This window comes from Sphingomonas sp. Ant20 (genome assembly GCF_000783375.1).
Taxonomy (GTDB): Bacteria; Pseudomonadota; Alphaproteobacteria; order Sphingomonadales; family Sphingomonadaceae; genus Sphingomonas; species Sphingomonas aerolata.
Genome location: NZ_JRVI01000245.1, coordinates 1 through 5,270, shown reverse-complemented (window position 1 = coordinate 5,270; position 5,270 = coordinate 1). Strand labels below are relative to the sequence as shown.

The 5,270-nt window shown below is 62.8% G+C and carries 6 protein-coding genes and 1 pseudogene; 4 read left to right on the top strand and 3 right to left on the bottom strand.

The window, feature by feature from the left end:
- The coding region (gene mobQ / locus NI18_RS19395) for a MobQ family relaxase (protein ID WP_306286542.1) at nt 1–907 on the bottom strand (907 nt) is incomplete at its 3' end.
- Nucleotides 908–1,000: 93 nt separating this feature from the next.
- Between mobQ and NI18_RS19390 the strand changes: the two genes are divergently transcribed.
- The 3 genes from NI18_RS19390 to NI18_RS19380 all read left to right on the top strand — a co-directional run bounded on the left by NI18_RS19390 (nt 1,001) and on the right by NI18_RS19380 (nt 2,740).
- Nucleotides 1,001–1,276 (top strand): mobilization protein, encoded by a 276-nt coding sequence (locus NI18_RS19390; RefSeq protein ID WP_037532505.1) that lies wholly within the window; start codon nt 1,001–1,003, stop codon nt 1,274–1,276.
- Complete coding sequence (locus tag NI18_RS19385; RefSeq protein ID WP_037532501.1) at nt 1,269–1,715, top strand: hypothetical protein; 447 nt, start codon at nt 1,269–1,271, stop codon at nt 1,713–1,715. The genes NI18_RS19390 and NI18_RS19385 overlap by 8 nt, the downstream gene beginning before the upstream one ends.
- 485 nt (nt 1,716–2,200) lie before the next feature.
- Nucleotides 2,201–2,740 carry a helix-turn-helix domain-containing protein gene (locus NI18_RS19380; protein WP_306286541.1) on the top strand — a complete coding sequence of 180 codons (540 nt, stop codon included), beginning with the start codon at nt 2,201–2,203 and terminating at the stop codon, nt 2,738–2,740.
- A 246-nt stretch (nt 2,741–2,986) separates the two neighbouring features.
- On the opposite strand, the gene NI18_RS25275 is transcribed toward NI18_RS19380, so the two are convergent.
- A complete protein-coding gene (locus NI18_RS25275) occupies nt 2,987–3,142 on the bottom strand; it encodes a hypothetical protein (RefSeq protein WP_157840579.1) in 156 nt (51 codons plus the stop codon).
- A gap of 151 nt (nt 3,143–3,293) precedes the next feature.
- Between NI18_RS25275 and NI18_RS19375 the strand changes: the two genes are divergently transcribed.
- Entirely contained in the window at nt 3,294–3,896 is a 603-nt protein-coding gene (locus NI18_RS19375; protein WP_037532497.1) for a hypothetical protein, read from the top strand.
- 1,066 nt (nt 3,897–4,962) lie between these two features.
- Here the strand turns inward: NI18_RS19375 and NI18_RS19370 are convergent.
- Nucleotides 4,963–5,270 (bottom strand): annotated as a pseudogene (locus tag NI18_RS19370) (conjugal transfer protein TraA); the annotation flags it as partial.

Sequence of the window (5,270 nt, the reverse complement as noted above, 5' to 3'; positions counted from 1 at the left end):
CCGCCCCGCCACCCGCTCCCCCACGTCGCGCAGCCAGTCCCGTGCCCCGGTCGATATACTGGCGTAGCCCCCGGCGCTCGAGGACGCCGGCGTTGTGCTGCCCGACCTTGGTCACCGGCGCGTAGTCGCGCCCCTCGCGCTGCGCCTCCCGCTCGGCCCGGCGCTCCATCGCCATGACGCCCGGCCCCATATGCACGGTCGCCTCCCCCTCGATCCCGCGCCGCTGGCGGCTGCGATGGTCGACCCGCTCGACCGCCTGCGCCCGTTCCAGCGCCGCATTCTGCATCTCCGCCCACCGGCCCCGCCAGCGCTCGACCTCCCCGCTCGTCTTCTGGTCCAGTTCGCGGCTCTTCTCCCCCAGCCCCTCCGCGCCGATCCGGCGCGTCGTCGTCAGCAGGTGCGCATGGTGGTTGCGCTGGTCGCCCTGGCGACCAGGTGCATGGATAGCCACGTCCACCGCCACCCCGTGCCGCTCGCTGATCTCCCGCGCCAGGCCCAGCGTGAGGGCGCGCCGCTCGTCGGCCGACAGCTCGGCCGGGAGCGCGATCTCGTATTCCCGCGCGACCGTGGAGTTCTTGCGCGTCTCGGCCTGCTCGGCGGCGTTCCACAGCGCCGCCCGGTCCTGCACCCAGTTGGGCGCATTGGCGGGCGCGACGATCTCGCGATGCTCGATGCCCTGCTTGCGGGTGTAGTCGTGGACGATGCCGGTGCGCTCGTCCGCGATCTCCACACCTGCACGGTAGGCCGCTGCCGCCGTCGCACTGCGACCGGCGGAACGGCCTACCGTCTTCACCGCAAGATGGAGCTCGCCATCGCCGCGCACTCCTTGCCATGCGAAAGTATGGCGCGGGCGACAGCCCGCTGGGGTTCGGGGTATTCCCCGACGCACGCAAACGCAAGTTTGCATAAGTGCGCCATTCTCTCCCTACGGTCGTTCTGGTAGCATCGCTCGTGGTTGTACGATATTGTGCCTCGACTTCATGCTTTCGAGTAGCAGAACATGGCGGTACCGACCCCCGAATCTATCGACAAGGCCCGTCGCAAGGTCGAGCAGGCCAAGGCCCAGCTACAGGCGCTCGAAGCCCGCGCGTCCGCCCTCAACCGCAAGGCCGATGCCCGCCGCAAGATCATCCTCGGCGGCCTGCTCCTCGATGCCGCGATGAAGGACGCGGAATGGGAAGACCGGCTGAACACGCTGATGGAGCGGATCAGCCGCGAGCAGGACCACAAGGCGTTCGCAGGCTGGACCTTCCGGGGCGGCACCGGCGATGGCTGACCCGTTCGATCCCGCCGAGTTCGACGCGCCGCCCTCGGGCGATCCCCACGCCGACTACCGCACCCTGCTCGACGCCATGCGCCAGGCCGGGGTCGATGGGGTTGCGGAGCAATCGGCCTCGTTGGCCCGCCAGATCGAGCAGGAGGCCCGCCAGCGCGCCGACTGGGGCCGGACGGTGGGATCGGAGGTCCGCGACCTCCAACGGGCCGCAGGGGCGCTCCAGCAGGCCAGCACGGCCATGTGGTGGGACCGGCTCAAGGAATGGCTCTGGGCCGCCCTGATCGCTCTGGCGGTGATTTGCGCCGCCGCTCTCGCCTACCGCTGGGCCAAGGAACCCAAGATCGAGCAGCACCTCTACGGCTGCGCCGGTCGCTGGAACGCCAAGACCCATACCTGCAAAGGCGGATGGGTGCCGTTGCAGGCGCAGCAAGGGCCGTAGGAAGCCCGTACGGCGCGATTCAGGGGCTGACCCCTCCAACCTTCTTCTTCCCCGCCAAGCCCTTCCACGCCTCGCCACGGGCGCTCCGATCACGATGGCGCGGACTCACATTCCGACGCACGCGGCGACCAGCCGCGTTCCTTGTTCTTTTTATGTTCCTTCTGATCTAATGATCGTCCACCAGCCTCGTCGGTCGGGCGTGGCCGCTCATTAGATCATTAGAGAGAGCGGAAAAAATGTCTTATTTTATCAATGCGTTGCTGGGGGGGGTGTGACTCCTAGGAGTCACAGGGGTGTGACTCCTAGGAGTCACAGGTCTGTCCTATAACTTGACACATTAGTCGCGTTTTGCGACCACTATTTGTCCTGTTTCCTGACACCGGAGTCACACCCCTGTGACAGATATGCGCACTTTGCCTGCCGCCCCATCTTCGCCCGGAACATGGGTCCAAACAGATCGGGCCACTCACGAGGCATGGGCGCGTATGTCGATCAAAAGCCCCCGCGCTTCCGCACTGCTGCACGTACTCGTTGCGCGGATCGGCCAGCACAACGCGGTGGTGGCATCCCAGTCCGTCTTAGCGAAGCTCATGGGCTGCAACCGGCGCACCATCGTGCGAGCAATACAGGACCTCGTGGAAGGCCGCTGGGTCGAAGTCCGTCAGATCGGAGACCGGGGCACCGTAAACGCCTATGTCGTTAACGACCGGGTTGCTTGGCATGGACCGCGAGAGGGGCTGCGCTACTCGCTGTTCAGCGCGACCGTGATCCTCGCTGAAAGCGAGCAGCCGGATGGGGGCGAACTGGGGCAGCAAGAGCCGTTGCGGAAGCTGCCTCGGCTGTTCCCAGGCGAACGCCAGTTGGCAGGCGGTGAGGGCGAGCCGCCTCCAAGCGAGCCGTCTCTTCCCGGCATGGAACCGGACCTTCCCGCAATGTGCGAACCTGCCGATCGGGGGCCGATGGACGAAGCGCAAAGCATCGGCTCGATTACAGGAACCTTGCTGGGCAGGTTTAGCGATGTGTAAACCGGGTTTACCCCTCCGCCCCTATACTGGTTTACACTGGTTGCCCCTATGAGTTTATCCCCCGCAGAGGCTGCAAAGCACGTCGGTCTGACCAAACAATCGGTCATCAAAGCCATTCGTTCAGGTCGGCTTTCTGCCATCAAAAACGCGAGCGGAGTATGGCTGATCGAACCAGTCGAACTTTTCAGAGTATGGCCCGCCGTAAACCAAGACAGGGGTAAGGTTACCCCTCAGGTTGACGCTGGTTTACCCCCCGAAAACAATGAGGTTGTCACCTTGCTGAAAGCGCAAATCGACCTTCTCCGCTCCCAATTGGATGATGTCCGAGCCGATCGCGAGGACATCCGGACCGATCGCAACCACTGGCGACAGATAGCCGAACGCGGCCTGCTTACCGACCAACGCCCTCCCTCCGAGCGGACGCCGGACGCCGCCCGGGAAATGACGGAGAGCATTGAGCCGACGCTACCCCCGCCTCTTCCTTCCACGGGTGGGTTCTGGTCCCGCCTATTCGGTCGCCAAGGCGGCAGCCCTAGCGAGCAATGAGGATCATATGGACGACGTAGAAACCCCGATCGAGCGGCCCGACGTGATCGTGCCGGACACCGGCCCGCTGATCCATCTGGCGCAGACCGATGCCCTCCACCTGCTCCACCAGATCGGCGGGCGCGTCGTGGTAGCAGATATGGTCGCGTTCGAGGCCACGCAGGACATGACCAAGCCCGGAGCGCAGGAGATACAGGACTGGCTTGATGCAGGGCAGAAGCCCAACAGCAACGCGCCCGTGCTGGTCGCTCCTACCGAGATCGGCAGACTATTCGCCACGGCCCGCACCGTCGATCCCACCACCCGCGCCAAGGATTCCGGCGAACTGGCGATCATGCAGTGGCTGGGGAACTACGTGGACTACCATAGCGATGCCAGCATCCTCATCGTCTATGAGAACGGCAAGATTCCCCGCTTCGTCCGCGAAACGGGGCTGGATATGGCAACGGACGTACTGACCACGCGCGCCTTCCTCGAACTGGCCGAGCGACGCGGGATCGTGAGCAGCGCGGAGGACTTTTGGCAGCGCATCGTTGATGTAGCACCCACCGCCAACCCCCAAGTCGCTACCATGTCGATCCGGAGGCCGAAGCAGGATCGCGACACCTGAAATCCCATCACCCTAAAGCCTTATTGTTGGCACTGGTCAGTGATCGTTGCAGAGCATTTGGGGTATGTCTTCCTATGCTTCTGAACTGGAGCATCTCCGGCTCTAGATACATCGGGTCTAGAAGATGTTTCGTTTTGGTCCGTGACGCTTGTTACGTCGCCATTTCTTCCTGGTTCGTTTAACCCAAGCTCACGCTGTAGCGCATTAATCCCTCTTGGATGATTAGCGACCCACCAAATTCCAGCTCCGATGATCATTAAGAGAAAAAGAAAGCGAATTCCACCTCCACGCCGCTTTGCCGGTCTGTAATCATCTCGACTTCGACCCGAGTTATTTGGGCGTTCCGATACGCGGGCTATTCGTTCGTTCTGAGCAAGAAGCTCCCGATGCCTACGATCTTCATTAATTTGGCGCTTACGCTCGACATCCTCACGCTCACGGCGCTCGCGCATTCTCCTATAAACTTCGTCTGACGATTCCACGGCTTGCCCCCACAGCGACCTTGTCGATTACCCAAATGCTAGGGGTGGAGGTAGGAGATGTAAACGTGAGAGAACCATCCAACGCTACGGACTGGAAAGCCCATGGACTCCCGTTTTGCTGCTCTCGTGGAGCAGCTGCCTATCCTCTTTGAGCGCTTAATGAGCTGTCCAATCCACAAGTTCGGATCGACGCTGCCAATCGATATGCCAGAGCGCGGAGTATATCTTTTCAGCGAGAGTGAGGAGGCTCGCTATGTAGGACGAACTAACCGCCTTCGATTCAGATTACGAGAGCACGGCAGCGGTCGCCACAACGATGCACCATTCGCGTTCAAACTGGCCCGCCACGCAACGGGACATTTAAAAGCAAAGGGAGGATTGAGCCGAACCGAGCTGGAGGCCGATCCTGCCTTTGCTAGTGCGTTTGCTAGAGCGCGCGAAACCGTCCGAAACATGGAATGGCGTTGGGTCCAGGTAGATGATCCGAACACCCAATGCTTGCTTGAGATTTACGCTTCCATAGCCCTCCGAACGCCCTTCAATGATTTCGAGAACCACTGAAGCGAGCGCATTTGCGGGTACCCTCACCGGCTCATGCCCCGATCACGTTGCAGGACCAGCTCGCGGTCGTTGATGAGCTGGCCCACGGCGCGCGCCATCTGCGGCTCGCGCTGGATCCGCTCGATATAGAGATCCTTGGTGTGCTGGTTGGCCCCATTGTAGGCGTCCACCGCCTTGCGCAGTGTCTCCGGGGTCGCCCGCCAGTCGCTGTGGTGGTCGCCATAGCCCTGGGCGCCCGCCTCGCGCCGCGCCGCGATCGTCCTGAACCGCTCGGCCACCTGCTCCCGCTCCCGCCCCTGCTGACGCTCCTGCGCCATAACACAGGCGGGCG